The organism is Sphaerotilus uruguayifluvii (assembly GCF_013294065.1).
GTDB lineage: Bacteria > Pseudomonadota > Gammaproteobacteria > Burkholderiales > Burkholderiaceae_C > Sphaerotilus > Sphaerotilus uruguayifluvii.
Map to the genome: position 1 here is coordinate 1 of NZ_JABSNM010000044.1, position 1,361 is coordinate 1,361.

The following is a 1,361-nucleotide window of genomic DNA, read 5'->3' on the forward strand; positions in this document are numbered from 1 at the left end:
GACTGCGGCGGGCTGGCGGCGGCGGTCCTCGGGCTTGTGCTTGCATCACTCGGTCACGCTGCGGAAAGCCGGGCAGCGGCGCAGCTCATGCGCCAGGCCGACAGGCTCGCCAGCGATGCAGCGCCGGCCGGTGAACCGCTTGCACTCGACGCAGGCGGCCATGTCCAGGCCGGTGCGGTCCCTCATCAGCAGGCGGTCGGCGATCTGCTCGGCGTCGTCCATGCCGTAGCCGGCGCGGCGCAGGCCGGCCAGCCGGGCGGACATCGCACCGATCTCCTGATCGGTCAGGCCGACCAGCGCCAGGACATCCGGGCGGATCGCCGGCAGGCAGGCGGCGGGCCTCGATTGGCTGGAAGGCGCCACCTCGGGTACCTTCAAAACCCTCGGAACCTCCCCGCCCGAGCCCATTGCGGCAGCAAAACCACCAGCATGGGCACCATCAAAACCCTCAGAACCTCCCCCTTGCGGGGTTTTGATGGTTTTGAGGGTGGTCGGGGTGGTGCCTTTCGCGGATTCGCGGGCCAGTAGCTCAATCCATCGGCTCATGACTGCACCCCGGTGTTGACGGTGTAGACCACACGCGGCCGGCCACCCTTGGCGCCGGGCGTTTCCTCGATCTCGATCAGGTGGCGGTGCGTCGCCAGCAGCTCCAGGGCCTCGCCGACCACCTCCCGATCCGTCAGGCCAGACCATCCGCGCTGGTGGACATCGCGCGCCGAGAACATCGCCGACAGCGCCCCGGCCTGCACCTTGCGCATGAGGGCCTTTGCCGCAGCCACTACCGGCCGGACCCCGCTTGCGTAGGCGCGGCGGGCGTGGCTCTCGAAGTAGTCGGCCAGCGCCAGCGCGCGGACCGTGGCCTGTCGCCCCACCGGGCCGGCGTGCCCGTCGATCGCGTGCAGCGTCAGCGCCAGGGCCGGAACGTGCTTGCGGAACTTGGACAGCGCCCCTTCCGTGGCGGCGTCGATCTCGGGCGAGCGCAGGCGGTCTTCCAGGCCGGCGCGCCAGTCCTCGAACAGCTCCAGGGCATCGGGGGCGAAGCGCAGGAAGGGCACGCCCTCGGCGTCGCCGTTGAAGTCCACAGGCTGCACGGCGCCCAGGTCGGCGGCCTGCAGGCGATGCAGGCGCTCGAACACGTCGAAGGCGGCGCGCTTGGCGGCGCTGTCGGGGTGCCGGTCCACGTTGCGCCAGTCCCCGGACTGGTCCGGCCAGCACATCATGAACCGCTGCACCATGCCGTCGTCCATCGAGCCACCCACCGATGCGCCACGGATGAAGGAGGCCAACGGGCCGGGTTGGATGCAGCCGACCAGCGACAGGCGCACGCTCGGTATGGTCAGCGTGCCCCGGGTGATCCGGTC

The 1,361-nt window shown here is 70.8% G+C and carries 2 protein-coding genes; both read right to left on the bottom strand.

Annotated features, from left to right (window positions below):
- Positions 1-45: 45 nt before the first annotated feature.
- On the bottom strand, positions 46-546 hold the full coding sequence (locus tag HNQ01_RS22090; RefSeq protein ID WP_173807660.1) for a hypothetical protein: 501 nt from the start codon (positions 544-546) through the stop codon (positions 46-48).
- Positions 543-1,361, bottom strand: an 819-nt coding sequence (locus HNQ01_RS22095; protein WP_173807661.1) for a DUF3987 domain-containing protein, incomplete at its 5' end; no start/stop codon positions are given. The genes HNQ01_RS22090 and HNQ01_RS22095, both read right to left, overlap by 4 nt.

Bases quoted from the DNA above. Each gene is read 5' to 3' on its own strand.
- HNQ01_RS22090 (WP_173807660.1), bottom strand. From the start codon at position 546: ATGAGCCGATGGATTGAGCTACTGGCCCGCGAATCCGCGAAAGGCACC.